Origin of the sequence: Ruegeria sp. ANG10 (genome assembly GCF_040705255.1) — a bacterium.
GTDB lineage: Bacteria > Pseudomonadota > Alphaproteobacteria > Rhodobacterales > Rhodobacteraceae > Ruegeria.
In genome coordinates this window covers 537,059-563,566 of the sequence record NZ_JBFCVU010000001.1, presented here as the reverse complement: position 1 = coordinate 563,566, position 26,508 = coordinate 537,059, and the positions used below count along the sequence as shown (strand labels likewise).

The window sequence follows — 26,508 nt, the reverse complement described above, 5'->3', positions numbered from 1 at the left end:
CAATCGTCATGATCCGCAAGCACCAACAAGACCGGCGCATACGCGTCAAAGAGTTCTGCACTGAGAAGTCAGCCAAATGCAACTGGTCCGCGCTTGATGACTTTCTCCGAGCTGAAAGACGTGCTTGCGGACGCTACAGGACGGACTATCCGGCGAAGTTGGCAACTTTTCATTGTGTCTCTATCGGTGCCATCAGGACAAGGCGCCTCTGCTTCGCTTCCGGGCCGGAATTAGCACCCGACTGTCAATCATCTCAAAACGTGGTCTGTTTGGTCTAATTGGACTCAGAACATCTTAGCTAATAGGATAGGTTAGACCGGAGGGAGGATGAGCGAACGGTTAGTTGCCGGGCAAAACCGCTGGAATTTCGGCGTTCTTTTGACGCAGAGCGTCACCCGCGAAATTGGCTATGAACTGAGCAGCGAAAAACTGGTGCTGCCCTTCATATATGCATCTTTGGGCGGCCCGCTCCTTTTCGCGGGGTTACTGCTGTCGACAGTCGAGTTTTGCAAATTTCTTTCGCAAATATCCGGCGCACCGCTGGTCGCGCTTGTATCGCGGACAAAGTGGATTGTTGCCCTTACTACTACCGCCAGTGCTGCTGCGCTGTTCGTCATTTCCCTTTTGATCCTGGACGTATCTTCAGGTGCTTTAGTTGTCATCTTTTTACTGACGGCGGCCGTCATCGGGTTGAGCAAAGGGATCAACAACCTCGCCTTTCAGGATTTGCTGGGTCGATCACTAATCAAAAGTTCGCGCGCCCGACTGCTGTTTTTCAGTGGTTCCGTCACAGGTTTCCTTGTCATTTTTCTGGTTCTTGGCTCAATGCTGTTCTTCGAGGTTGAGACACCACGTGAAGCCCAAACCGAGCTCATCTTGATCGGTATCGGAATGCTGCTGATTGCCTCTCTTGCAATTGCTTTCCTGCGTGAGCCCGCAAAATCACGGCAGGCCTATGCCGCCATGGATGACCAGTCGAACCCGCTCCGAAACTACTTCGACGAACTGCGTATAGGCTTGCAGACAGTGTCGAAACTAAGCTGGTTTCGCAAGTATCTCAAAGCCCGCGTGCTGCTTGTTACGATTGAAGTGGCAATGCCATTCTTTGCAGTTCACGCCTCCACCTTGCACCCTCATACTGCTCCCAGCCTTGCTGTATTTGTGATCGCGGGAAGCTTTGGAATGATCGTCGGTGGAGTGGTCTGGCCTCGGATCAGCAAAAACTCGAATAGACTGACGATGACCCTATCGGGGCTTTTTGCCTGTCTTGCTGCGATTGGGGCGTTGACATTGCAGTTCTACGCACCGTTGCGGATGCCGCTTACCCACTCCGGGGTTTTCTTCTTGCTGGCTGTCGCAACGCAAGGGGTAATCGTGAGTAGAACGGTCTATATCGTCAACGCGACCTCGGACGCTGAACGCCCGTATTGCATTACGCTGGCCAACCTTGCAGGCGGTGCCTTCGGTCTTGTTCTAGCAGTAATTGTGGGCAGCATTACTCAACTGCAGGGTGCCGTTGCTGCCTTAGTGGTTATGGTCCCGCTGAATCTTGCGGGAGCATTTTATGCCATGAAGCTACCCGCCTTCGGTTCAACCAGAACGTGCTCTGAACGTTGAGCCTGCGCAAGGTTACGATCCGCAAGGTTCGCGTACCCGTCTCTGGTTTGCGGTGTTTTAATGCCCAACAAACTGCCTGCGACCTGTGTTTTCAGGATCTGTGCGGTTCCACCGCCGATGGTGAACATACGCACGTCGCGATACATGCGCTCGATCGGTTCCTGCGCGCCATATCCGCGCGCACCAAAAATCTGCAGGGAATCGTTGACAACTTTGATCGCCTGTTCAGACGCAAAGGCCTTTGCCCGAGCTGCCATTGTCATGTCGGGAAACCCAGTCGAACCAAGGGTTCCAGCGGCTTCGTGCAACATCAGACGGGACGCATGGACCGCCGTGTCCATGTCTGCAAACATCCATTGAAGACCCTGAAACTCCTGCAAGGGGCGACCGAACTGATGACGCTCGCGCAGGTATCTTTTCGCATGCTCTAGCGCGCCCGCTGCAATTCCCATGGCCACCGTTCCCGCCCCGACACGCTGACTGTTATAAGCGGTCATCAGATCGGCAAAGCCACGTTTTATTCCCGATGGGGTGACCAGCGCGAAACGCTCATCAACTTCCAGATCGGTAAAACGAAGCTCAGTTTCCGGCATTCCGCACAGTCCCATGGTCCGTTCGCGACCGACCACATCGAACCCTTTGGGGGCGATACCGTTTTCGGGATCGTAGTGAACCAGAAAACCGGTGATCCCCAGATCGGTTCCGTCCTCATCCAGAACACGCGCAAAAATTAGGTAAAGCTTCGAAACGCCGCCGCCCGTGATCCAGTGTTTGCTGCCGTTGATCAGATATTTCCCGTCAATGCGCCGGGCTGTTGTCTGCATCTCGGTCGCCGCGCTACCGGCGTTGGGTTCAGTTATGCAGATTGCAGGCTTGTCCCCCGACAGGACCAGCGGGGCCACAAAATCTCGTTGCTCATCTGTGCCATAGGCCATGATCGCGCTGATGCCACCCATATTGGCCTCGACGACGATCCTGGCACTCAACGCGCAGGCTTTGGCGATTTCTTCGACGGCCAAAACCACGTCAAGGTATGAGGCGCCGAGCCCTCCGAACTTGGGCGGGATTGTCATGCCCATAAGTCCGGCGTCGGTCAGTTCACGTACGTTTTCCCAGCAATAGGTTCGGGTTTCGTCCCAGTGACCGGCCCGGTCCGCAAATCCTGGAGCAAGTTCGCGGGCGATTTCCTGATACGTCTTTGTTCCCTGATCAAGCATTGGGTCATCCTCTCTACTCACAATTATGTGAGAGTCCGCATGTTATTTTCAATCGAATTTACATTGTGATTAAATTAAGTTTTATTGAACTTATGCAGATTTCAGCTTTTGAAACACTGGTTGCGATTGCGCAGCACAGCTCATTTTCTCGAACCGCAGAAGTGCGCAACATGACACTGTCTGCTGTCAGCATGCAGATGAAATCGCTGGAAGAAGAGCTTGGCACAGCGTTGTTTGATCGCCGGTATCGGCCGCCCAAACTGACGCCACTCGGAGTGAGGGTTGCTCAGGACGCCAAGACAATAGTTGATGCCTACTCAGTACTGAAATCAAGATGTGTGCCTACCGATCAACTGACCGGAACGTACCGGGTCGGGTTTGTCCCCTCTGCTGCTGCTCGCATTCTGCCCCTGTTTCTTGGAACGGCTGAACAGCTGGCTCCAAAAACAATGTTGAGCACCAGCACCGGATTGTCAGAGACTTTGTGCGAGCAGGTCCGAAACGGTCAATTGGATGCCGCTATCGTAACTGAAATCGCAGATGCGACATTTGATCTTTGCTGCGAAACGTTGATCCGTGAGGAAATGGTGATCGCGGCACCGTTGAACAGCAAGGTAAAAGGACTGAGCGGACTTTCCGGATCACACCCTTTTTTACATTTCATTCCATCGTCAGGCGTCGGCAAGCTGATCGCCCAATACCGCGATCAGATGCAATTGAAGTCGAAGGAAGTGATTATCCTCGACAGTATCGAGGCAATCGTAAACTGCGTAAAAAGCGGCATCGGATACGCGCTTTTGCCAAAAACAGACGTATTGCGGTATGGCGCTGATAAGGTTCTTATCCTACCTTGTAAGCCGCAGCCGTTGTTTCGCAACATCTCACTGGTGACACGCGAAGACGCCCTGACTGAAATATGGCGCCCAAAGCTAAAGACATTGCTTGAGGCCAGCATAACCGGTCTGGAAAACGCGGAAATTTAAGTTGTTCAAACCGTTTGGTTCATCGCCTGCAAGACCCAAACAAGAAACCTGCGGATGACAAATGCCAGATGTTTGCCCTAATCTGACACAAGGCGCAGCCATGAATGCTGCGTTGAGATATCGTCGGGATTGTTACGCCGAGGGTTGGTTTAATGCAGGAGCTTCAGGTCCAGTCGGTCCGTTCCCGTTGGCGTGTATTCCTGTCGCTATTGTCCGGCCCGATACTGTTTTTCCTCGTTCGTTCGTTTGATCCACCGCCCGGAATGTCCGAGGCGGGCTGGACATTGCTGGCCTTGCTGGCGCGGATGGTTGCATGGTGGCTTAGTGAGGCAATACCCCTAGCCGCCACTGCACTACTGCCGGTTGTCGTCATGCCTCTCGCTGGAGTTGCCGAGATTGGTGCGGTCACGCAGGCCTATGGCCATCCCCTCATTTTCCTGTTTCTGGGTGGGTTCATGCTGGCCATGGCGATTGAAGCTGTCGGCCTTCATCGGCGCATCGCGCTTGCAATCGTTTCAAGGGCTGGTACGGGGCCGCGCAATCTGACCATGGGCTTCATGATTGCCACGGCATTCCTTTCGATGTGGATCACGAATACGGCCGCAACAATCATGATGTATGCCGTTGCACTGTCTGTCCTCGACTTCATTAAAAGCAAAGTTGCGCCCTCGGGTGAACTGCGCCGGTTTTCTGTCGGCCTTATGCTTGCCGTGGCCTACAGCGCATCGATTGGGGGAATGGCCACGTTAATCGGATCACCCGTCAATGCTTTACTGGCGACAATCATGTCCGGCGAATACGGCATAACGGTCGAGTTCGTTGACTGGCTGATGATCGGTCTTCCGGTGACAATGGTTATGTTGTTCATCGCCTGGGCCTTGTTGAGCTTTGTCTTGTTTCGGTGCGACGGCTTGGCGGAAAACGACCTTGCCGACGCGGTTCACATTGAGCGGGAACGGCTTCCGCCGATGGGCCGCGCGGAAAAGACCGTTGCAGTGGTCTTTGTTCTGGCTGCAACCGGTTGGATTTTCGGGGACCAGATTACACATTTCACCGGATTACCAATCACGGACACCGGCGTAGCGTTGATCGCAGCTTTGTTGCTTTTCACGATCCCGGTGAACGCAGATATGACGAAATTTGCGCTGGATTGGGAAACCGCTGTGAAATTGCCGTGGAGCGTATTGATCCTGATCGGAGGTGGGCTGGCCGTGGCTTTGGCGTTTCAAATCACCGGGCTGGCGGATTGGATCGGAGAACAGGTATCTGCAATTGACATCTCGGTTTTTGCCATGGTGTTTCTAGTCGTTGTGATGATGGTCTTTCTGACCGAGATCATGTCAAACCCAGCCTCGGCGGCAACGATACTTCCGGTGGTTTCTGCCGTTGCCGTCGGGTTCGATTGGAGCCCGCTTTTGTTGGCCGTACCGGCCGCCCTTGCAGCCAACATGTCTTTCATGATGCCAGTCGCAACGGCTCCAAATGCAATTGTGTTTTCGAACCCTGATCTTAAAATCACCGACATGGCGCGGGCAGGGTTTTGTCTTAATTTGTGCGCCATTGCCCTGTGCACTCTAGCGGTCAACTTCGTGTATCAACCCATTTTTGATTGGTAGTAACTCAGGAAAATAACGGCCCATACCAGTCATTAAGCTTAACCATCCGACGCTGCGACGCGGCCCGTCAAGCCTGCCATTCGCTGCGAGCACAAAATCAGAGGCTTGCTGAACCAGCGCAATGCAGACAAAGCGAGCTTTCGCTTCCTATCAACCATCGTCCGCTTTGGGCGCCATTATACTATTGCGAACGGCGGCTATGGCGAGAATCTGTTCTGTAGACGCTCCGTGCATGGTCAATGGTTTTACGCTCAATTCGCAGGAAACTGATATCAATTGTTCCGTTTGCGCACCCATGAGATGGCCGCATCTCGCAACATTCCAATCGCAAATGCAGCACTGTGTCGAACACAGAGTGCAATGTGACGGGCAAGCAATTTTAGGTTCCCTGGGTTTACCAAATACTCCGCGATCCAAGCTGAACTGATCGGTCGTCGCCAAGTGTACCGTTGGACAAAGCGAAAATGTCGGAATGTGATGCTTCATAGGACCGGGGAGTCATTTCTTGATAAATTTTCGAAGGGGTGTATCGTTTTGATATCGAACAATATGCATGGGAACTAAGTCCCAGCACAAAGACTATGCACCGCTGCGGTGCCAGGGAGGAACAATGCAAAAATCATTTCTCGGCGCTCTCGCCATTACCACAATGCTGTCGCCAGTTGCGGCCATCGCACAGACCGAAGTGCAATTCTGGCACGCATTTACCGGCCGCTTGGGTGAGCTGGTCGCAGCACAGGTTGAAGAGTTCAATGCAAGCCAAAACGACTATGTCGTCGTGCAAAGCCACAAGGGCAACTACTCCGAAACGCTCAACTCTGGAATCGCTGCATTCCGCGCCGGTGAGCAACCGCATATCCTCATGGTATTTGAAGTCGGAACAGCTACGATGATGTCCGCAAAAGGGGCGACCAAGCCTGTTTTCGAGGTAATGGCTGAAAGCGGCGCCACGTTTGATCCAAACGCCTACATCGGATCTGTCAAAGGGTACTATACGACCACCGACGGTGAAATGCTGTCGCTGCCGTTTAACTCGTCCACGCCGGTATTGTGGGTGAACCGGGATGCTTTTGAAGCCGCAGGTGTTGATCCGGACACGGATCTGTCGACGTGGCAGAAAGTGGGTGAAACGCTGGAGGCCCTCAAGGCTGGTGGGTCTCAATGCCCGTTGGTAACAGCGTGGCAAAGCTGGATTCACCTCGAGAACTTCTCGGCTTATCATGACGTGCCATTCGCTAGTCAGGACAACGGCTTTGCCGGACTTGATACAGAACTGATGTTGAACGGTGAAGCTCAGGTCGCACATCTGACAGCCATGGGTGACTGGGCGAAAGACGGCAAGTTCATCTATACTGGGCGCCGCAATGAAGGTGGCGCTAACTTCCGGTCTGGTGAATGTGCGCTGTTCACCGAAAGCTCGGCTGGTTATGCCGGGATCAAGGCGGAAGCAGAGTTTGATTTCGACGTACGGCCGTTGCCCTATTGGGAAGGCGTCGGAAACGGTCCGCAGAATACCATCATCGGTGGTGCATCTCTTTGGGTCATGGAAGGCCATGAAGACGCTGAATACGCAGGTGTTGGCGAATTCCTGAGCTTCTTGTCGTCCAGTGACGTGCAAGCGCAATGGCATCAGGACACCGGCTATCTACCCATCACTGCAGAAGCGGGCGAAGCAACCCGCGACGCCGGATTCTACGAAGCAAACCCCGGTACCGATGTGGCTGTGATCCAGATGACTGCGAAGGAGCCGACGGCGAACTCCAAAGGCTTGCGTCTTGGGTCCTTCGATCAAATCCGCGGCATCATCGACGAAGAGCTTGAGGCCATCTGGGCAGGTGACAAGACCGCTCAGGAAGCGATGGACAGCGCCAAGGAACGCGGCGACGCATTGCTACGCCGGTTCGAGTCGGCAAACAACTAAGGCAATACGAAGGATGGGCCAATCGGCCCACCTTTTTTAGCCAAGGGGTCTGATGGAAAAACGGGTTAAGTTTCGCGGTTGGGTGCTGCCGCTGCTGCTGATTGCGCCGCAAGTCGTAATCTCGGCAGTGTTCTTCTTCTATCCGGCGGGCCAAGCGATCTGGCAATCGTTGTTCATTCCCGACCCCTTTGGCCTGTCCATGCAGTATGTGGGCCTTGGTAATTTTGAATACCTACTGTCGGACAAATTCTACCGAGCATCTTTTGCGACCACTGCGATCTTTTCGATCCTTGTTACGTTGTGCTCGATGATTCCGGCATTGTTTCTTGCCGTCATTGCGGATCGTTTGATCAAAGGGTCCGGCGTTTACCGCACACTACTGATCTGGCCCTATGCTGTGGCACCTGCAGTCGCGGGTGTGCTCTGGCTGTTCATGTTCAACACCCGCGTCGGCGTGGTATCCTGGTATCTGGGACAATTGGGATACGACTGGAACCATGTACTGAACGGGACAGAGGCAATGGGCCTTGTTGTCGTTGCATCTGCATGGGGACGGATCAGCTATAACTTCCTGTTTTTTTTCGCTGCCCTGCAAGCCGTGCCAAAATCGGTTATCGAGGCCGCAGCAATTGATGGAGCGCATTTCTGGCGGCGGTTCTGGACAATTGTGCTGCCGCTTTTGTCGCCCACGACCTTCTTCCTGCTTGTGGTCAATATCGTCTACTCCTTCTTCGAAACTTTCGGCGTGATTCACACGATCACCGGAGGTGGGCCGCAACAGGCAACTACAATCCTCGTCTACAAAGTCTACTCCGACGGGTTCGTCAGTCAGGATCTCGGATCTTCTTCTGCTCAATCAGTCATCTTGCTGATCGTGGTGGGGCTGCTGACGATCCTGCAGTTCAAGTTTATTGAAAAACGGGTGCATTACTGATGGCACGCGAAATTCACGGCATGGTCGAAAAGCGAGGCACTGGGCTGTGGCTCACCCATGTGTTTATGATCATCGGTGTGCTGGTGATCTTCTTTCCGATCTGGCTGGCATTCGTAGCCTCAACGGTGACCCAGTCAGACATCATCCGCCCACCCATGCCGGTCTGGCCGGGTGATCAACTCTGGATCAACTATAAGAACGCACTCTTCTCGGGTATCAACGTGCCGGTCGGGACAATGCTGTTCAACAGTCTGGTCATGGCCATCGGGATCGCAGTGGGCAAAATTGTCATTTCCCTTCTTTCGGCATTTGCCATTGTCTACTTCAAGTTTCCCGGTCGGAGCATCTTTTTCTGGCTGATCTTCCTGACGCTGATGCTGCCTGTTGAGGTGCGTATCGTACCCACTTATGAGGTGGTGGCCGGCTTCGGTATGCTGAACTCATATTCCGGCCTGATATTTCCTCTGATCGCCTCGGCCACGGCGACGTTTTTGTTTCGGCAATTCTTTCTGACCATCCCGGATGAACTGGCAGAGGCTGCACGCGTGGACGGTGCCCGTCCGATGCGGTTCTTTTGGGATATCGTTGTCCCGATGAGCCGCACAAACATCGCTGCTCTTTTTGTGATCCTCTTTATCTATGGCTGGAACCAATACCTCTGGCCGCTACTGATCACGACGGACCCGGAGATGAACACAATCGTGATGGGCATCAAGCAGATGTTCCCAAGCGGAGATGACTTTGCGCACTGGCCAACGATCATGGCGACCTCAATTCTGGCGATGATCCCACCAGTGATCGTTGTCGTGGGCATGCAACGGCTGTTTATTCGCGGCCTTGTCGATAGTGAGAAATAGCGAATGGCAACAGTTTCCCTACAAGATATCAAGAAAAGCTTTGGCCCTACTGAGGTGATCCACGATGTCTCTGTGGACATTTCTGATGGCGAATTCATAGTCATCGTCGGACCGTCAGGCTGTGGAAAATCCACTTTATTGCGCATGGTTGCAGGATTGGAAACGGTGACCGCTGGAGACGTATTAATCGGGGGAGAGCGCGCCAACGACAAAGAGCCGATGGACCGCGACATCGCGATGGTGTTTCAGAACTACGCTCTCTACCCGCATATGTCTGTGCGTCAAAACATGGGCTACGGGCTCAAGATAGCCAAGCTGCCGAAAAGTGAGATTGAAGCCAAGGTGCTGGAAGCCGCCAGATTGCTGCAACTTGAACCGCTGTTGGATCGGAAACCCCGAGAACTTTCTGGCGGGCAGCGTCAGCGCGTCGCGATGGGGCGCGCCATCGTACGTGAACCGGCGGTGTTTCTCTTTGATGAACCACTGTCGAACCTCGACGCCAAACTGCGCGTTCAAATGCGCCTTGAGATCAAAGAGCTTCAGTCGAAGCTGGGTATAACGGCACTATACGTTACTCATGATCAGGTCGAGGCGATGACCATGGCGGACCGGATGATCGTGATGAATGGTGGCGTTGCCGAACAGATCGGCACCCCACTCGAGGTTTATGAAACCCCGCGCACCCTTTTTGCAGCACAGTTCATTGGCAGCCCGGCGATGAATATCCTGGATGCGGAAATCAAAGACGGATGGGTCACTTTGGGCGATCAACGCATTGCTGAGGCTAGTGGGCCCAACGGCCCAGTCAAATTGGGTGTCCGCCCGGAGCATCTGATCGCCGAAGACGCCGGAGCCATCCGCGTGCGCCCCAAATTGGCTGAACCGCTTGGCGCAAATACTCTCCTGCATTGTGAACTTGTTGACACAAACGAAAGCTTCACAGCCAGCCTGCCGGGTGTTCATATCCTGAGCGTTGAGAACTCTATCATGCAGTTTTCGATCCAGCCGGCTAAATCGCATCTCTTCAATATTGAAACAGGCCTACGTCGTACGGGCTAAAAATCTTGTGTTTCTCTGAAGTTTTCCAAGTCGTCAAATACGCTAAGCCGGAACGATGCGATTAACTAGAAGCCTCGGTGATTTCAGATTAACTATCGCGAATGACGGTTTTGAATTGTCTAAGCCGACTCCAATGACAGCTTTAACCCGGTTTGTGGTCGTTGACACAGAGCGCAGCAATTGGTGGTTAGTGCTCACAGCTGCCATTGGAGCAAACGCAGTATCCTGTGATATTGTATTGCGTCAATGTCGGGTTGTTGTAGTGGGCGGGCATGGCGGATTGGAGGGTCAGCCATGGAAACCCCATACTTACCTGCCATTCGTGCTCTTCGCCCAGCCTGGAACAAAGGACGCATCGTCAGCCAGAAGCGACCACTGAAACCAAAACATGTCTGGGCAATCCGAGTTCGCCTCGAGCTTGCTGAAAACCATCGCGATCTTGCGCTCTCCAACATGGCAATCGACAGTAAGCTCCGCGGCCGCGATTTGGTGAAGATGAAGGTCGCCGATGTCATGTCATCGGGTCAGATCAAGGAACGGGATTCAGTAATTCAAAGCAAGACGCAGAAACCTGTGCGCTTTGAGATATCCGAAGGCGCACGAGCCTCTGTTGAGAAGTGGATGGAAGACGAGCTGATGGTCGGGCCGATTTCCGGAACGTCTGCACATCTCGACACGCCAATACGCTTGGATTGTCCGTGAATGGGTCATGTCCATTGGTCTCGAGGCGAGCGCATACGGCACCCGTTCAATGAGGACAACCAAGGTCAATAAGATCTACAAGAAGACCGGAAACCTACGCGCTGTTCAGCTTCTTCTTGGCCATACTAAGATGGACAGTACAGCCCGGTATCTCGGCGTCGAACTCGAGGATGCCTAGGCCATCTCCTAAGATATTGAAATTTAATAATAACGAGCCGTTCGACCCTGGTCACCTTCTCTTCGGTGCGGCCCGCCAAAGCCGTTCGCTGCAATTGCAAAGCAGGAAGTTAGTCGAAGATCTTGAGCACGGCTTTAGGCAGAGATGCAATGGTAACCATCGATGTTGCAGATCAGCCCAACAGACATACCGTTTATGGATTGTGGTTTCGTTAGGACCCAAGAGCGGGTGGTGATTTGGATGGCCTCTACCTACTATGAAGTTCTCACGTGCAAACCATCATCCCGGCTCGAACATCTGATCAGCCGGACTTGGTGATCTCCAATGCTTGTTCCCTCAACCAATTAACCGCTGGATTAAAGCGGCTACGCTCGTGGCGGATCAGGTAATAGGGGAAACCGCAATCCGGCTAAAACGGCGCTGAACAAAGTGGGGTCAATTTCTGGACTTGCTTTGCCAGCCGCTTGGGGACAGCCGCAACCGCATCCGTCTGCCCTACCAGGAAAGGCAGCGTGGTGAAGTAGGGCTGCTGGAATACGGCATTCGAAGCGTCCCCGTCATCCCGCATGATCGTGTCCGGTTGCAAACTTGTTATGCCAGCCATTCCCCACCGCGCGCAGCCGCAAACCGGTGCGTGTTTGGCCGTGCGAAATACCGATCGATGGTACGCCGACGGATGTGCATGACATTGTAAGTGCTTATAGTCGCTGGCTGGGTGAGACCCAAATCCCGATGCTGATCTTCCACGCCACGCCCGGAGGCACCATCGGGCCAAAAGAGGTTGAATGGTGCCGCCAGACCATCCGGAATCTCGAAGTGGTGGATATTGGTAAGGGTATTCACTTCCCGCAGGAAGAAAATCCCCATCTGATCGGACAAAAGCTGGAAGAGTGGCTGGCGCGCCTGCCTGCGTAGACCGCTCCAACCTCGTGTAGTGGCCAGTCGATATATACAAATTGGATTTCCTGATTGTATGGTTCAACGACCAGCCCAACCCATTCATGGGCCAGAAACCGGAGGGTAGCCTTGCTGAATATGACAATCCCCATACCCTTGATACTGGTGGCGGCATTGCCTGCCTTTCTGGACCGGTGCTCTGGGTCCGATACCAGCGTTGCCTTGGGCGTATTGGCCCGCGACCGGGTGGCCTTGACCGCGACGGCCAGCGAAATCGTGGTCGATTTGCCGGTTGCAGAAGGAACCATAGTCAAGGCCGGCGATACGCTGGTTCAGCTTGATCCAACGCTGCAAAGCGCAAAGCTGGCTCTGGCGCAGGCCGAACTTGAAAAAGAACAGGCCACGCTTTTGAAGCTGCAGGTCGGACCGCGGGAGGAAGAGATTGCAATTGCTGAGGCCAAAGTCGCAGGCGCAGTCGCGCGCCTCGCCGACGCTGAAGCCATCTATGATCGAAACGCCACGCTGGTGGAAAATTCGGTCGTTACCGAAGCACAGGTTGCAAATGACTTAGCACTTCGCGATTCCGCTCGGGCCGAATTGGCCAGCGCCCAGGAGTCTCTGAAAGAGTTGCGAAACGGCACCCGCCCAGAAGACCTCGCTGTCGCCGAGGCCAACGTGCGTGCAGCAGAAGCCTCGGTTGCCGCCGAACAAACCGTGTTGGATGACCTGACGGTAGTTGCAACCCGCGACGGCGTACTGGATTCACTGCCCTGGAATCTGGGCGAGCGTGTGACGTCCGGCAGCCCGGTTGCCGTTATGGTCACCGGACAAACGCCCTATGCGCGCGTCTATGTCCCCGAACCGCATCGCGTCAATCTGAAACCCGGCGATACGCTCGAAGTACGCGTTGACGGGCTTATCGAGCCGCTGGCCGGTGTGATCCGATGGATCAGCGACGACGCGTCGTTCACACCTTACTACGGGTTGAACAAGGACGACCGCACGCGGCTTGTGTATCTGGCCGAGATTGATCTGCCCGCTGCATCCCCGGACCTGCCTGCCGGAGTGCCCGTGCAGGTCCCCATGCCATGAGCGACGTAGTCGTCTCGACGAAAGGTCTGACCCGAGTGTTCGGGGACAATACTGCCGTTAACAATCTGGACCTCGAAATCCGAACCGGCCAAATTTATGGGTTTCTTGGTCCCAATGGCTGCGGCAAGACCACGACCATGCGCATGCTGACCGGGCTGCTGACCCCCAGTAGTGGTGTGATCTCGGTTTTGGGTCGGTCGATGCCCGAGGCGGCAGAGCCGCTGAAGAATGAGATCGGATATATGACCCAGATCTTCTCGTATTACCGGGACCTGACGGTGCTGGAAAACCTCCGGTTCGCGGCGGAAATCTACGGCATTCCAGTGAAATCCGCCAAGGATCGGATTGATGAACTGCTGCATACCTATGACCTGACGACCAATGTCCATCAGTTAAGTGGAAGCATGAGCGGCGGTCAGCGGCAAAAGCTGGCCCTCGCCGCCACCGTCATGCATCGCCCAAAGCTTCTGTTTCTGGATGAACCGACATCGGCCGTTGACCCAGAAACACGTCGGACGTTCTGGGAACAATTGTTTGATCTGGTCGATCAGGGTGCGACAATGATCGTATCCACGCATTTCATGGATGAGGCAGAGCGCTGTCACCGGCTGGCCATCCTGCAACACGGGGTGAAAAAGGCGGATGGATCCCCGCGCCAGTTGATGGACGATTTGCAGGCCGATGTGGTCGAAGTCGAGGGGCCGGACCTGCGAAAGGTCAAACATGAGTTGGACGGCAAGCCCAAGGTTCTTTCGACAGCACAAGTGGGCTCGCGACTACGCGTGCTGGTCGACAAGTCCGAGCCTCGGCCCGTCGATATGCTACGCGCCCAGCTTGGCGCGTTCCCGGACCTGTCCCTGACACCACAAAGGCCAAACCTGGAAGATGTGTTTGTCAGCGCTACACGAGGGCCTGAACAGTGATTTCCCCACGTCGCATCGCCGCCGTCCTCAAGAAAGAACTGCTTCAGTTGCGACGGGACAGAATGACTTTTGCCATGGTGGTCATGATCCCGCTGATCCAGCTGCTGCTGTTTGGCTATGCGATCAACACCAACCTGCGGCACGTGCCTGTCGCCCTGGTGGATGAAGCCAGAACCGAACTGTCTCGTACGCTTGCTCAGATCGTTCAGGCCACGCAAGTCGTGACAATCACCGAAGAGCTGGCCACACCATTTGAGGCGGAGCGCGCTATCACCGAATCCCGAGTACGCGCCGCGCTGATCATTCCTAAGGACGTGAGCCAACGCCTTGCGCGCAGCCCGTCCGTCGGGCTGGGACTGCCCAACGCGACAGATCAGACCAGCAGTCGGCCTGTTGCCCATTGGATCGTCGATGGCTCGGACACGATGGTCGCCAGCGCAATCAAGTCTCTGCGATCAATGCCGCTGACCGAACTTCTGAAGCAGCCACCAAACCGACAAGTGCCCACGTTTGAGGTCACGCTCTACTTCAACCCCGAACAGCGGTCAGCGGTGAATATCGTGCCAGGTCTTGTCGGAGTCATCCTCACGATGACGATGATCCTTTTCACCTCGGCTGCCATCGTCCGAGAACGCGAACGGGGCAATATGGAGATGCTGATCAACACCCCTATCAAATCAATCGAACTGATGATAGGCAAGATCATCCCCTACATCTTTCTGGGCCTGCTACAGGTCGCAATCATCCTCGGCCTCGGGCATGTCCTGTTCGATGTCCCGATCAATGGTGGGCTGGGTGTATTGCTGGTAGTAACGCTGCTGTTCATTGTTGCCAGCCTTTCTCTGGGACTGGTCATTTCCACTCTGGCCCAGAACCAGCTTCAGTCGATGCAGATGACCATCTTTGTCCTGCTGCCCTCAATCCTGATGTCGGGCTTTATGTTTCCATTCGACGGCATGCCACAACCAGTCCAGATGATTGCTCAGGTCCTGCCCGCCACTCATTTCATGGACATGATCCGCGGCGTGGTCCTGCGAGATGCTTCGCTATACGAGTTACGCTGGGGAATTCTCTGGATGATCGGATTTGCAGCATTCGGATTGTTGGCGGCCACTCTGAGGTTCACGAAACGGCTGGGATAAAGACGGCCCAAACCTATCGTTCACCCTACTCCCTGTTCACCATCCGTCACTTGCCACGGCAACGGTATTCACCTGCGCGCTGATATCTGCGCTGCGAGCAGGCATTTGGGCCTTGTTGATGCCGGCTATTTTGATGGACGGGATCTATTCGGGCTATTTCTCACCGACCGAAGCGGCCGCCGTGGCGCCGGCCTATGCCATTCTGGTCGAGTGCGTGATCTACCATGAACTGACTCTGGCGGACCTGCGCGACACAGCTATCGAAACTTCAATCACGCTGGGTACCATCTTTCCGATCCTCGCCATCGCACTCAGCATGAACCTGCTTTTGATCTCACACCAGGTCCCTGCCCAGTTGGCAGATTGGGTGCGGTCGGCGATCACGTCGAAAATCACCTTTCTGTTGGCGATGAACGCGCTGCTGCTGATTGTCGGCTGCCTAAGGGGCATGATGTCCGCCATCGCGATTCTGGCTCCGCTTCTGGTGTCGCTGGGGCGGGTCTATGGCATCGAGCCCGTGCATCTGGGCATCGTGATGATCATCAACCTCGAGATCGGGCTACTTACCCCCCCCGATAGGCATCAACCTGATCGTCGCCATGAGCGCTTTCCGCGAGAGGTTCGGGTTGATCGTTCTAGGCGCCCTACCCTTCATCGCCCTAATGCTAGTTGGTCTACTGGTTGTGACGTTTGTGCCAGCGCTATCGCGTGGTTTCGTTCAATAGTTTATTGCCCAGACGTATTTTCACAGAGTGACACAGGTGTTTAAGGGTCGACAGAAATTCTAATAACTCGTCCCATTGCTGCACAGGATCTTCAAAACATCAGAAAACCTGCCTTGAGAAACCTTCGCAGTTTCCAGCGCCACTATGGTCGGGTTCCCGCAACCCCTCCAGCCTCTAACGGCCCAGAGCCGACTTTGAGCAGATTGGTTGATATCTGCTATCGTACCCGCAATCCAAACATTCAGAACTAGAATGCGAAAGGCGGATGAGCGGGACTTTGCGGCCATCCGCATTTTTACTCCAAAGGACCGCAGTCAGCCCAAACCGAACCTTCATCGTCGGGTATTTCAAACTCCGAAATGCGGACAAAGCCACCGTTCCCCGCGACTGCGCTTTAGCAATTTGTAAACGGCTTGCAGGTGCTCAAGAAAAATATGCAGTTTGCGAACCCTGACCAGCAAGGCATAATCGAAGCCAATGTTGTTTCGAGTTCGTATTCGAGGAACAATTCTTACAATGTCCGAAAAGCCCAACATTCTAACTCGAGGCGTTGCGTCGATTGGGCTGTCTGTTCGCACCAAATTGCTAATCGCGTTTTTAGGAATAACGTGCTTGCTTGTTGGGCTTGCGCTCTTTGGCCTGAACTCTCTGCAACAGGCCAACACCCGTACCGAATCTATGATCCGAAACCAGGAACGCATCGAATTTTTCAACCAGATCCACGCGTATGTCGGCGACCTCATCGTCCTGACGATAGGCCATTACATGCCCCAATCAGTCGTTGGACGTGGTCCAGGAGCCTTCTTTGGAATTCCTGTTGATGACCGGGTTGACGACCTTCTGCTATTCGTGAACAGAGGTGTGCGAAATTTTGGCCAACCAGGTATGCCAGACGCTGAACTCATTGCGCGTTTTCAGGCAGGGCTTAAAAATCTCGCCCCCACATGCTGCAGAGACCCAACGCTTACGCGAAGACGAGGGGGAACTGGTCGCCGCACCTTACGCTATGGAAAACCTCTTTGAGCCGCTGCGTGCGATCCAAAGAGACGTATACACCGTTGTGCAAGATATCGAAAGGGAGATGGCCGCCAGCGCTAGGACGACGGCCCAAGCCTTCTTGGTCTCTCGTCAAAATGTCCTTACAGCTGCGCTCATTGCCGTGGGCATAGCGTTGCTTCTTGGATATTCCCTGTCTTCCTCGCTGATTTGGCCAGTCCGGCGTATTGTTCAGGCTCTCGGTATTGTTGCAGGTGGAAACTTTGACGCGCGCGTCACAGTCCCCAATCGCGACGAACTCAGTGAACTTGCCAACAATGTAAACGTCGCCAGTGAGCGTCTGGGAAATCTCTACGGCAAGGTGGAGGCTCAACGAGTGGAGCTGGAAGCCGAATATGCTAGGTCTGAGGCGCTATTGTATAACCTATTGCCTGAAGACATCGCAGCGCGGCTAAAGGTGGAACCCAGTGGCACAATCGCAGATAAACTGCCGCAGGTAGCCATACTGTTCGCTGACATTGTGGACTTCACCCCAAGGGCCGCAAAGCTACCGCCGGTAGACGTCGTTGCGTTCCTAAACAAGATATTTAGTGCATTTGATTCACTTGCTGAAAAGCACGGTTTGGGGAAAGTCAAAACGATTGGAGATGCATACATGGCGGCGGCGGGAATGCCGAACCCTTGCAACGATCCCGTGCACCGGGTCGCCGAGATGGCCTTGGATGTGCAAATAACTGTGGCCCAGATGTCGCCCGACTTCGCAAAGGGGCTACAGATACGCATCGGTCTGCATGCGGGACCCGTGGTTGCGGGCGTTATAGGGAATAGAAAACCGTTCTACGACGTCTGGGGAGACACGGTTAATTCGGCGTCAAGGATGGAAAGCAACGGCGAGCCCGGCCGTATTCAGGTAACGTCGGCGGTTATGTAAGAGCTTGCGGGTGAATATGAGTTCGAACCACGAGGAACCGTCGCAGTTAAGGGAATGGGCGAGGTGGAGACGTGGTGGTTGAATGGAAAACTAATGTCAGCTTAGGGCTCTTTCGGGCCGTTCTCAGCGCGTCAAATGATGGACTGCCTTTTTATTTGTTCGGTTAGAAAATAGTGGTTTCTAGAGTCTCAAAAATTCAAACCTCTAAGTGGCTAATTTTGTTGCAACCGCAGTCTCACCGTTAAGGTGATCCGACACCGAATATGCCCCCGCGAGGCCCCCAAAGGCTTAACGAGGTCTTTTTTGACATACTCGGAACAATCCTGACCTGAGCGTAGAATTGTTTTGTCCAGTTCAAGTAACTGGTTCTGAAACATGGCTCATACAACCGGAAACCACAAAAACCGCATAGCGCGCATATTTATCCTTCGTCCCCTCCCAAATTTCGTGTAGCCTCAACCGCGATGTACATACTGAGTGCAGGCGCTCAATATTGCAGCCGAATTCTTTGTTTTATTCGTTTGTAGTGCCTGATCGTTTTAGAAAACCGACGCGAAGCAATACCGGTCGGATTATAACTGCAGAGAGCGCTGATGAACGCGTCTGATTTTGATCCCAACGACATGCATCTAACCGCTAAGCGGATTCTGGTTACGGGTGGCGCAGGCTTTCTTGGCTCGCACCTGTGCGAGGCCCTGCTGAAACAAGGCCACGAGGTTTTGTGTGTTGACAACTTTTTCACAGGTCGGCGCGGAAACCTGCACCACCTGCTGCAAAATCCCCGCTTCGAGGTCATGCGCCATGACGTAACCTTTCCGCTGTATGTCGAAGTGGATGAGATTTACAATCTGGCCTGCCCGGCCTCTCCGTTCCATTACCAGCACGATCCGGTCCAGACGACCAAGACGGCTGTGCATGGTGCGATCAATATGCTGGGGCTGGCCAAGCGGGTGGGCGCACGAATTCTGCAGGCTTCGACATCCGAGATTTACGGCGATCCGCAAATTCACCCGCAAACCGAGGATTATGTCGGCCACGTCAATCCGATCGGACCGCGTTCGTGTTATGACGAGGGCAAGCGCTGTGCCGAGACGTTGTTCTTTGACTATTACCGCCAGCACAACCTGCCGATCAAAGTGGCGCGGATCTTCAACACCTACGGGCCGAACATGCATCCAGATGATGGGCGTGTCGTATCCAATTTTATCATGCAGGCCCTGAACGGAGAACCCATCACCATTTATGGTGACGGCAGTCAGACCCGGTCCTTCTGCTTCGTTTCCGATCTGATCGACGGGCTGATCAAGCTGATGGAGTCCTCTGATGACGTGACCGGGCCAATTAACCTGGGCAACCCGGTGGAATTGAGCATCCGTGAACTGGCCGAGTCCGTGATCCGTCAGACCGGCTCGAAATCTGAACTGGTGCAGCGCCCGTTGCCGCCGGACGACCCAATCCAGCGCCAACCTGACATCACCCGGGCCCAAGAACAGCTGGGGTGGTCACCCCACGTACCGCTGGAAGAAGGGCTGGAAGCAACAATCGCCTATTTCCGGCGCATAGCTGTGGCGGCGGAGAGCGCTGTAGAACGGATATGAACGTATCGGTTTCCTCTGATAGGCCATCTTGGCGAGTTGGAGGATTTCTGCTGCTTGCCGCGGCGGTGCTGGCCTGTTTGTCCGCGCTTTTGATCAATGGCGGGCCTCTCTACTACTTCGACACTGGCAGCTATATTCGACAGGGCAACGTGGCGCTGAACAGTTTGCTGCCAACGATAAGCGAGGGTGGCGGCGCAGGTGGAGGTGGCGCTGCGGATCAGGACAATACCGCAACCGGGTCCCGGTCGCTGATCTATGGTATTGTCATGGCTATATTTTTTCGCGCCGGAGCCCTTATTGCCGTTCCGATCTTTCATCTGGCGGGCATATTTCTGGTTGTTTGGTTGCTGGCACGGACGACCAACCGGTCCTTGGAAGAGTCCCACAGCACATCTTTGTTGACCTCTGTGCCGCTTCTGGCCGCGGCCCTTTCCTCATTGCCGTTTTACATCGCCTATATGATGCCGGACATATTCGCACCGGTTTTGCTGATCGTGATCGCTGCGCTGACGGCGGTCGGTCGCACAATGCGAGGCTGGGAACTGTTTGTGATGTCAGGTCTGGCGGTGTTCTCGGTCGTTTCACACCCGTCACATCTGGCAATCGCTGGGCTTATGGTGCCTTTTGTGATCCTGGCCGCCTTATTCATGAAAGCACGGGGGCGATGGCGGGCGGTGATATTGCTTGTGATCGTGCTTGCGGTTGCAGTGGCCGAGCGCAAAGCCTTTCAGATCGCCGTGGAAACCAAAACAAACAAAGAGGTCGTCTATACGCCTCATATCACCGCGCGGCTGATTGTGGATGGGCCGGGCATGGATTACCTGAATGACGCCTGCCCCGACGCGAACGTACCGACCTGCGCCCTGCACGAGGCCCTTTCATGGTCTGATGATCCCTATCGGATGACAGTATCGCATATCATTTTCGAGCGCTCGCCCAAGCTTGGATCCTTCCGGCTTATGTCAGCGGAAGACCAGAAAAAGGTGGCGCGCTCCCAGCGTGACTTCGCCCAGGCCGTTTTTCTTTCCCGGCCTATTGCCACATCTTGGGCGCTGGCCAAAAACGGTTATCGCCAAATTTTGCGCGACAGCGTTTGGATGACAATCCCGACAGAGCAGGCGCTGGACAATGCCCGTCATCTAGCACGACTGGACGACTCTCAGCTGCATCTGATTCAAGGCGGCCGGTTGTCCAAGTATCGCGGCTGGCTTACGCCGGTTAATGCGCTGCACGGCTTTGTCTATGCCGTTTCATTTGCGATCATTGTGGTTTTGTTGCTGACCCCGCGCAGCGTGCCGCGTGATGTAAAACTGTTTGCCCTGTTCATTCTGATTGGAATTGCGGTCAATGCGCTAGTTTGTGGCGGGGTGTCACAGCCGGCAGACCGATATGGAGCGCGCGTGATGTGGCTGCTTCCGTTCACGGCAGCCTTTCTACTTGTCATAAAGTGGCCCGCTGTCCCGCGCGTCGCCACCAAAGGGGATTTATGATGTCGGATCATTCTTCGTCCATCAGTGTCGTTATGCCCGCCTACAATGCCGAGCATCTGTTGCCCCGCGTTCTGACACCTCTGATTGAGCTGCTGAATGCCGGTCAAGTTCAGCAGGTTCTGGTTGTGGATGACCAATCCCCGGATAGCACGGCCGCGCTTGCGCGCGAGATGGGGGCGACGGTCCTGACAACGCCTGTAAATGGTGGGCCGGGCGCGGCCCGCAATCTGGCTGCGCAGCACGCGACGGGCGACATACTATGGTTCGTAGATTCCGACGTCATCGCTTGGCCTGACGGTCCGGAACATATCCGCCGTGCCATGTCCGAAGACAATGTCGCGGCCGTTTTCGGCTCGTATGACGATGCACCAGACGGGCAGTCCTGGTTTTCGCGCTACAAAAACCTATTGCACCGTTATCACCACCAACGCGCACGGCGCGAGGCGCGGACCTTCTGGGCTGGGTGCGGTGCCATCCGGCGCGACGTTTTCCTTGAGGTCGGTGGATTCGACGTGAAAACCTATGAGGTCCCGTCGATTGAAGATATCGAGCTGGGGTATCGAATTGCCACTGCCGGATACCGCATCCTTGTCGAGCCGCAGTTGCAGGGCAAACATCTGAAGGTCTGGACCATGCGCAACAGCCTGAGCACCGACATCTATTGCCGCGCACTGCCCTGGGCCCGGCTGATGATTTCACGCGAAGGGCTGACAGACGATCTGAACACCTCGATGGCCGAACGGGTCCGGGCCGCGATTGCTGGTTTGCTGTTGCTGTCGGTTCTGGCCCTGCTCTTCTGGCCGGGTGCATGGGCCCTGCCCTTGCTGTTGCTTGTGGCCGCTTTGGTCGCCAATTTCGATCTGGTGCGCACGATGGCCGGGCATGGCGGGGCGTGGTTTGCCTTTAAATGCCTATTGTATCACCAAGTATATTACGTCTATTCAGCCACGATCTATGTCTGGTGCCTGTTCGAGTATCACGTTCTGGGGCAAAAGCAGAAACTCCATGTCACCCGAAACTGAAATTTCGGGCCCTGAGGCACGGATGCCGGATTTCCTGATCCTTGGCGCCGCGCGGGCCGGTACAACGGCGCTGTACAGCCATCTGCGGCAAAACCCGAGTATCTTCATGCCGTCAGCCAAAGAGCCAAACTTCTTTGCTTTCGAGGGCGAAACCTTGAATTTCTCTGGCCCGGGCGCGGACTATGTCAACAATTCTGTCACGCAGATCGCTGACTATCATGCCCTGTTTTCCGATGCGCAATCAGGCGTGGTCTGCGGTGAAGCTTCCCCGCTTTATCTTTACGCACCCAAAGCGCCCGAACGCATTCACCAACGTATTCCCCGGGTGCGCATGGTGGTTATTCTGCGCAATCCAATTGACCAGGCCTTGTCCCATTACCTTTATGCGGTAAAGCAACGGATCGAACCGCTCGAGGATTTTTCCGCCGCTTTGGACGCCGAAGACGAACGGCTTGCCGCAGGCTGGCAGCCCCTGTTCGGATATTCGCGCTTTCCCTTATATGCACAGCAATTGTCACGCTATTTCAAACTGTTCGACCGCGAGCAATTCCTGATCCGTACCTACGAAGAATTCCAGGAAGACCCCAAAGACGTCATCGACAGCATCACCACTTTCATCCGTGCCGATACAAGTTTCCAACCCGATCTGTCATCGCGGGTAAATGCAGGTGGTGTTCCGCGCAGCCGTCTGTTTCAGGATTTCCTGATGAAACCAAACCCGATCACCGGAATGATCGCCCGTGTCATGTCACAGGAACTGCGCTGGAAAATCAGGGACCGCCTGTCCCAATTCAACCTCAAACGCGAGGTGGAAATGCCAGACCGGGCACGCGCGATCCTGCGTGAAAGGTTGCTGCCGGAAATCGAAAATCTGGAACATCTGTTGGACCGCGATCTAAGCTCCTGGCGGGCCTGATCGCGCTTCTGTCAACAATTCCCCCAAATCCAGCAGAATGTGCATGCTGCACTTGACGTTTTGCATTTCTACCAAGGTGCAACCATCAATACTTTGATTTTGAGCAGCATGCTTTAGGATAGGCCTGTGTTTTATAGGCCTGTTGTCTGGTTGATCACAATTAATACCGGACGACGGTGATTTAATGGTGACAGTTTTTTATGGACGACATTGACAGAGCAACAGCCTCGTCGCGAATGACACCGGACGGCAATGCGCGACGATTGTTCATCAGCCCCGTTATTGCACGGCGCGTCACCCTTTGTCTTTCGTTGCTTATGTGTGCCTTGGCATTGGCTTATCTGCTGCTGAAGATCACGCAACTGTCTGCCCTTCCCGCAGGGTATGATTTCCGGTTCATCTGGGTGGCGGGTGACATGTGGCACGGTGGCGTAAACCCCTACGGGCCAACGTTTTTGGAGCATGGCGAAGCCAATATTGAGGTCGGACATGTCCCGGTTCTATGGCCATACCCACCGACTTGGTGGATTTTTGCGGCGCCTTTGGGGGCGCTGGATCTGAACACAGCGAGTGTCGTCTGGAATATCTTCGGTCTGGTGATCGTCATCGCAATTTGCGGCATGTTGACCAGCGCCTTTACCACCGCATTTCCAGGGCGCGCCCAGATGATCGACGAGTTCACGGGAGGCCAGGTTTTTTTCCCGCTTTTCAGTGTGGTGTTCTTTCTTATGGCGATCCTCGAAGCAACCGCGATCCTGTTTTCCGTTGGTCAGACGACGCTGATTGCAGGGCTTGGCATTGCCGTTATGCTGTGGAGCCGCGTCAGCGGACGCCTCTTTTTCGAAGCCGTCGGTTTGACGCTGGTACTGCTCAAACCGCAGATCGGAGCGCCATTTGTGGTCCTGTACCTGTTGTTTGATGCGCACTCTCGGAAAGTGGTTTTGATGGCCCTGTTTCTTTCCGCCCTGCTGACAGTGCCGTCGCTTTTGGTCGCTCCAAGTACCATTTTGGATTTCTTTCGAAATCTGGCCGCTTATGACGGTTTTACAATTGCCAACCTTCCACAATCCATGACGGGTCTGCGGCTGATCATTTGGGAAGTTACGGATCGTGATATTGGCAGCTCTGTGGCAACGATCATCACACTCGTGATCATTGTGGTGCTGTGTCATGGCCCTGCCCGGCTGACGCGCGCCTGCGACGCCAACAAATATACCTGGCAGGTCTTCGGATTGGCTTGCACAGCTATCGTCGCGCTGGCGCCGCTGCATATTTATGATTTTGTGCTGTTGGCCGCCCCGCTTACACTGCTGTTCAGGGGGCGGATCGTCAGCACTCTGTTCGCCGGGCTTGGCGCCTTGCTAATCTGGCGATCAGAGAACCTTGTCAATATCTGGGCCTTCCATGTGGACGGGGTCGAGATCTTTCCAAGCTCGCGTTTGGCAACCATCGGCGCCCTGCTGTTTCTAATAGCGGTCGTTGATACAGTTCTGCAACTGAACAGACAGAAGGCCAACGCTTCAAACCAATCTTCACGCGCATGACTGTTTTTCTGAAATCTTCGCCTGCGCCGTCTCGTCCTTGGCGCATTGCTCTTGCTGGGTTTGCCGGGCTGGTCGCAGTGCTGATACTTGTCATTTTAGCACAGGGCACCCTGCCCGGCATCCGCGATCTGGCGCAATGGTGGATGCTGATGGTGGCACTGGCGCTAATTATCTTTTCCGTTTTTGTTTTGTGGGATCTGACGGTACCGGGTTTGATGCTGCTGCTTTTGTTTGTAGGCGGGGCATCGCAGCTTTATGTGACACAACCGCTTTGGTACCCGGCGCTACGCCTGCCGCCCAGAACGGCCATCGAAATGGCGATGTATGCTATAATTTTCGGACAGGGTGCCCTTTCGGCTTTTGTGTTGTTCAGAAATTCCGGTAACAGCAAACTCTCTCAGGTTATCAGCGATTTGGGCGTAAAAGGCACTACTCTGTTCCTTTTGCTCAGCGGTGCGTTCAGCATACCGATCCTCGACCATCTTCGCCAAAACGAAATCGACGTCTATTTCGTTCAGCTTGCGGCGGGGCTGATCCTTGTGGTCATCAACCTGGTGACGGTGATCGCATTGGCTGCCACCTTGCCCAAAGGGGTTACTCTGCCCGCGGGCTGGCGATGGGCAGGCTGCATGGCCGCTGTTTTTCTGATTGCGACATTGGTGCTGGAATGGTTCGCCTTTGAACGGGTGCCGCATGTTCAGGATGAACTTGCCTATATGTTTCAGGCCAAGACCTATGCGAGTGGCGCCCTGTATGTGCCCGCTATGCCGGAAGGCCCCCGAGAGGCCTTCGAACACTATCTGCTTGATCACCATAACGGGCGGTGGATATCGGTCTTCACGCCTGGCTGGCCTGCGTTTCTGGCAGTGGGAGTTCTTTTCGGGGCGCCCTGGCTGGTTAATCCGATCCTGGGCACCGCTTCCATCTTTCTGGCGCAGGGCGTGATGCAAAGGTTAACAAACATGCGCACGGCCAGCATCAGCACCTTGATCCTGGCGACCTCCCCTTGGTTCATCGCGATGTCGGCGACCTTGATGGCCCATACATTCGCGCTGTTTCTGCTTTTACTGGCGTGGCTTCTGATCCTGCGCGCTGAAGAAGGCGGATTGAAAGGGGCTATATTGTCGGTCTTCGTTGCCGGCTTGGCGCTGGGATGGTTGTTCCTGACCCGCAATCTCGACGGCCTCTTACTTGGAGTTCTAACGGGTTTGTTTTTGTTATGGCGCGGGGGTGTCTTACGCCATCCCCTGACCGTGATCAGCTACAGCGTGGGATGTGTGGCAACCGGAAGCCTGATCTTTTTCTACAATTTCTACTTCACTGGCGACCCGCTGCTGACAACATTGTCGGACTATTATCACCGGACCTGGATTGATGGGTCTAACGCCTTTGGGTTTGGCCAAAATATCGGCTCCCCACAAGGTTGGGGCGACATGGAGTTGCGACCACATGAGCATTCGTTGTTTGAGGGGATCATAAACACGCTAACAACCATCAGCGCGCTTCATACTGATTTCATGGGCTGGGGTGTCGGATCGCTTGTATTTGTCTGGGCGTTACTGATCTATAGCCGCACTAACGAAACAGATCGGATGATGCTTGCGATCATTATCGTGGTTGCTTTGGCGCACACCCTGTATTGGTTTGTCTCCATTTTCTATGTCGGTCCCCGATATTGGTTCATGATGATCATTCCTTTGGCGCTTCTAAGCGCCAGGGGATTTCTGGAATCCGGCAACCAATTGAAAACTGTTGGCCTTGCATCCGCACCAGACAAACTAAACGTCGTGCTTCTTGTTTTGTGCTTGTTTTCTGTGACGGTCTTTCTGTCCTACCGGGGCGTCACAAGATATCACGACCACCGTGCTTATGACGATCACTATCGTTATCTGGTTTTGCCCGAAACAGAAGGCACCGCCCAACCGCTTGTCTTTATCACTCCCAAAGGCCAGCCCGCTTCGGCTCAGTTCTTCAATGATCCGTGGTTTCCTTTGGACGAACCAGTTTTTGCAAAGGATCTGGGGGACACAGTGAATGATGCCGTGGTCAAGGCCTTTCCTGGCCGCCCCGTGCTTTACTACGACGAACACCAAGAAACATTTTATCGGAAATAGGAGGGCACCTCGGCGGGCGGCCTGTTTGCAGGCC

General features: G+C 54.5%; 21 protein-coding genes and 1 pseudogene. 20 read left to right on the top strand and 2 right to left on the bottom strand.

Annotated elements, in window-relative coordinates:
* Positions 1 to 327: 327 nt before the first annotated feature.
* Positions 328 to 1,617 carry a hypothetical protein gene (locus AB1A64_RS02595; protein WP_366549970.1) on the top strand — a complete coding sequence of 430 codons (1,290 nt, stop codon included), beginning with the start codon at positions 328 to 330 and terminating at the stop codon, positions 1,615 to 1,617.
* Here the strand turns inward: AB1A64_RS02595 and acdA are convergent.
* Positions 1,563 to 2,834, bottom strand: a complete 1,272-nt coding sequence (acdA, locus tag AB1A64_RS02590; RefSeq protein WP_366549969.1) for a 3-sulfinopropanoyl-CoA desulfinase — start codon at positions 2,832 to 2,834, stop codon at positions 1,563 to 1,565. The two genes, AB1A64_RS02595 and acdA, sit on opposite strands and share 55 nt — an antisense overlap.
* Here acdA and AB1A64_RS02585 point away from each other — a divergent pair.
* From AB1A64_RS02585 to AB1A64_RS02530, 12 genes and pseudogenes are all read left to right on the top strand, one after another.
* A complete protein-coding gene (locus tag AB1A64_RS02585) occupies positions 2,816 to 3,817 on the top strand; it encodes a LysR family transcriptional regulator (RefSeq protein ID WP_366549968.1) in 1,002 nt (333 codons plus the stop codon). The genes acdA and AB1A64_RS02585 overlap by 19 nt on opposite strands.
* A gap of 152 nt (positions 3,818 to 3,969) precedes the next feature.
* Complete coding sequence (locus AB1A64_RS02580) at positions 3,970 to 5,433, top strand: DASS family sodium-coupled anion symporter (protein ID WP_366549967.1); 1,464 nt, start codon at positions 3,970 to 3,972, stop codon at positions 5,431 to 5,433.
* 610 nt (positions 5,434 to 6,043) lie between these two features.
* Entirely contained in the window at positions 6,044 to 7,354 is a 1,311-nt protein-coding gene (gene ugpB, locus AB1A64_RS02575) for a sn-glycerol-3-phosphate ABC transporter substrate-binding protein UgpB (RefSeq protein WP_366549966.1), read from the top strand.
* A gap of 52 nt (positions 7,355 to 7,406) precedes the next feature.
* Positions 7,407 to 8,288 (top strand): sn-glycerol-3-phosphate ABC transporter permease UgpA, encoded by an 882-nt coding sequence (gene ugpA, locus AB1A64_RS02570; RefSeq protein WP_366549965.1) that lies wholly within the window; start codon positions 7,407 to 7,409, stop codon positions 8,286 to 8,288.
* Between the two features lie 20 nt (positions 8,289 to 8,308).
* Positions 8,309 to 9,145, top strand: coding sequence for a sn-glycerol-3-phosphate ABC transporter permease UgpE (gene ugpE / locus AB1A64_RS02565; protein WP_366550249.1), 837 nt, complete (start codon positions 8,309 to 8,311; stop codon positions 9,143 to 9,145).
* Between the two features lie 3 nt (positions 9,146 to 9,148).
* Positions 9,149 to 10,204: a sn-glycerol-3-phosphate ABC transporter ATP-binding protein UgpC gene (ugpC, locus tag AB1A64_RS02560; protein ID WP_366549964.1), complete on the top strand. Its 1,056-nt coding sequence runs from the start codon at positions 9,149 to 9,151 to the stop codon at positions 10,202 to 10,204.
* 294 nt (positions 10,205 to 10,498) lie between these two features.
* A pseudogene (locus AB1A64_RS02555) lies at positions 10,499 to 11,084 on the top strand (tyrosine-type recombinase/integrase).
* A gap of 630 nt (positions 11,085 to 11,714) precedes the next feature.
* Positions 11,715 to 11,999 carry a hypothetical protein gene (locus AB1A64_RS02550; RefSeq protein WP_366549963.1) on the top strand — a complete coding sequence of 95 codons (285 nt, stop codon included), beginning with the start codon at positions 11,715 to 11,717 and terminating at the stop codon, positions 11,997 to 11,999.
* A gap of 120 nt (positions 12,000 to 12,119) precedes the next feature.
* Positions 12,120 to 13,073 (top strand): HlyD family efflux transporter periplasmic adaptor subunit, encoded by a 954-nt coding sequence (locus AB1A64_RS02545; protein WP_366550248.1) that lies wholly within the window; start codon positions 12,120 to 12,122, stop codon positions 13,071 to 13,073.
* The gene (locus AB1A64_RS02540) at positions 13,070 to 13,996 is read left to right on the top strand and encodes an ABC transporter ATP-binding protein (protein WP_366549962.1); all 927 of its coding nucleotides are present in this window, start codon (positions 13,070 to 13,072) and stop codon (positions 13,994 to 13,996) included. Before AB1A64_RS02545 ends, AB1A64_RS02540 begins: the two co-directional genes overlap by 4 nt.
* Positions 13,993 to 15,138, top strand: a complete 1,146-nt coding sequence (locus AB1A64_RS02535) for an ABC transporter permease (protein WP_366549961.1) — start codon at positions 13,993 to 13,995, stop codon at positions 15,136 to 15,138. Before AB1A64_RS02540 ends, AB1A64_RS02535 begins: the two co-directional genes overlap by 4 nt.
* A 79-nt stretch (positions 15,139 to 15,217) precedes the next feature.
* On the top strand, positions 15,218 to 15,907 hold the full coding sequence (locus tag AB1A64_RS02530) for a TRAP transporter large permease subunit (protein WP_366550247.1): 690 nt from the start codon (positions 15,218 to 15,220) through the stop codon (positions 15,905 to 15,907).
* A 553-nt stretch (positions 15,908 to 16,460) separates the two neighbouring features.
* Here AB1A64_RS02530 and AB1A64_RS02525 read toward each other — a convergent pair.
* Positions 16,461 to 16,625, bottom strand: coding sequence for a hypothetical protein (locus AB1A64_RS02525; protein WP_366549960.1), 165 nt, complete (start codon positions 16,623 to 16,625; stop codon positions 16,461 to 16,463).
* A 109-nt stretch (positions 16,626 to 16,734) separates the two neighbouring features.
* Here AB1A64_RS02525 and AB1A64_RS02520 point away from each other — a divergent pair, with 109 nt between their 5' ends.
* From AB1A64_RS02520 to AB1A64_RS02490, 7 genes are all read left to right on the top strand, one after another.
* A complete protein-coding gene (locus tag AB1A64_RS02520; RefSeq protein ID WP_366549959.1) occupies positions 16,735 to 17,790 on the top strand; it encodes an adenylate/guanylate cyclase domain-containing protein in 1,056 nt (351 codons plus the stop codon).
* Between the two features lie 623 nt (positions 17,791 to 18,413).
* The gene (locus AB1A64_RS02515) at positions 18,414 to 19,388 is read left to right on the top strand and encodes a UDP-glucuronic acid decarboxylase family protein (protein ID WP_366550246.1); all 975 of its coding nucleotides are present in this window, start codon (positions 18,414 to 18,416) and stop codon (positions 19,386 to 19,388) included.
* Positions 19,385 to 20,878, top strand: coding sequence for a hypothetical protein (locus tag AB1A64_RS02510; protein WP_366549958.1), 1,494 nt, complete (start codon positions 19,385 to 19,387; stop codon positions 20,876 to 20,878). The genes AB1A64_RS02515 and AB1A64_RS02510 overlap by 4 nt, the downstream gene beginning before the upstream one ends.
* The gene (locus AB1A64_RS02505) at positions 20,878 to 21,900 is read left to right on the top strand and encodes a glycosyltransferase family 2 protein (RefSeq protein WP_366549957.1); all 1,023 of its coding nucleotides are present in this window, start codon (positions 20,878 to 20,880) and stop codon (positions 21,898 to 21,900) included. Before AB1A64_RS02510 ends, AB1A64_RS02505 begins: the two co-directional genes overlap by 1 nt.
* Positions 21,884 to 22,816, top strand: coding sequence for a sulfotransferase domain-containing protein (locus AB1A64_RS02500; RefSeq protein ID WP_366549956.1), 933 nt, complete (start codon positions 21,884 to 21,886; stop codon positions 22,814 to 22,816). The genes AB1A64_RS02505 and AB1A64_RS02500 overlap by 17 nt, the downstream gene beginning before the upstream one ends.
* A gap of 200 nt (positions 22,817 to 23,016) precedes the next feature.
* Complete coding sequence (locus tag AB1A64_RS02495; RefSeq protein WP_366549955.1) at positions 23,017 to 24,360, top strand: glycosyltransferase family 87 protein; 1,344 nt, start codon at positions 23,017 to 23,019, stop codon at positions 24,358 to 24,360.
* On the top strand, positions 24,357 to 26,474 hold the full coding sequence (locus AB1A64_RS02490) for a glycosyltransferase family 39 protein (RefSeq protein ID WP_366549954.1): 2,118 nt from the start codon (positions 24,357 to 24,359) through the stop codon (positions 26,472 to 26,474). Before AB1A64_RS02495 ends, AB1A64_RS02490 begins: the two co-directional genes overlap by 4 nt.
* Positions 26,475 to 26,508: the final 34 nt, after the last annotated feature.

Coding starts and splice junctions, on each gene's coding strand:
- AB1A64_RS02595 (WP_366549970.1), top strand. CDS start 328: ATGAGCGAACGGTTAGTTGCCGGGCAAAACCGCTGGAATTTCGGCGTT.
- acdA (WP_366549969.1), bottom strand. CDS start 2,834: ATGCTTGATCAGGGAACAAAGACGTATCAGGAAATCGCCCGCGAACTT.
- AB1A64_RS02580 (WP_366549967.1), top strand. CDS start 3,970: ATGCAGGAGCTTCAGGTCCAGTCGGTCCGTTCCCGTTGGCGTGTATTC.
- ugpB (WP_366549966.1), top strand. CDS start 6,044: ATGCAAAAATCATTTCTCGGCGCTCTCGCCATTACCACAATGCTGTCG.
- ugpA (WP_366549965.1), top strand. CDS start 7,407: ATGGAAAAACGGGTTAAGTTTCGCGGTTGGGTGCTGCCGCTGCTGCTG.
- ugpE (WP_366550249.1), top strand. CDS start 8,309: ATGGTCGAAAAGCGAGGCACTGGGCTGTGGCTCACCCATGTGTTTATG.
- ugpC (WP_366549964.1), top strand. CDS start 9,149: ATGGCAACAGTTTCCCTACAAGATATCAAGAAAAGCTTTGGCCCTACT.
- AB1A64_RS02545 (WP_366550248.1), top strand. CDS start 12,120: ATGACAATCCCCATACCCTTGATACTGGTGGCGGCATTGCCTGCCTTT.
- AB1A64_RS02540 (WP_366549962.1), top strand. CDS start 13,070: ATGAGCGACGTAGTCGTCTCGACGAAAGGTCTGACCCGAGTGTTCGGG.
- AB1A64_RS02525 (WP_366549960.1), bottom strand. CDS start 16,625: ATGGCCTATCGTCAGGACGATGAGGTCGCCGACATACGCGTGGATCTG.
- AB1A64_RS02515 (WP_366550246.1), top strand. CDS start 18,414: ATGCATCTAACCGCTAAGCGGATTCTGGTTACGGGTGGCGCAGGCTTT.
- AB1A64_RS02510 (WP_366549958.1), top strand. CDS start 19,385: ATGAACGTATCGGTTTCCTCTGATAGGCCATCTTGGCGAGTTGGAGGA.
- AB1A64_RS02505 (WP_366549957.1), top strand. CDS start 20,878: ATGTCGGATCATTCTTCGTCCATCAGTGTCGTTATGCCCGCCTACAAT.
- AB1A64_RS02500 (WP_366549956.1), top strand. CDS start 21,884: ATGTCACCCGAAACTGAAATTTCGGGCCCTGAGGCACGGATGCCGGAT.
- AB1A64_RS02495 (WP_366549955.1), top strand. CDS start 23,017: ATGGACGACATTGACAGAGCAACAGCCTCGTCGCGAATGACACCGGAC.
- AB1A64_RS02490 (WP_366549954.1), top strand. CDS start 24,357: ATGACTGTTTTTCTGAAATCTTCGCCTGCGCCGTCTCGTCCTTGGCGC.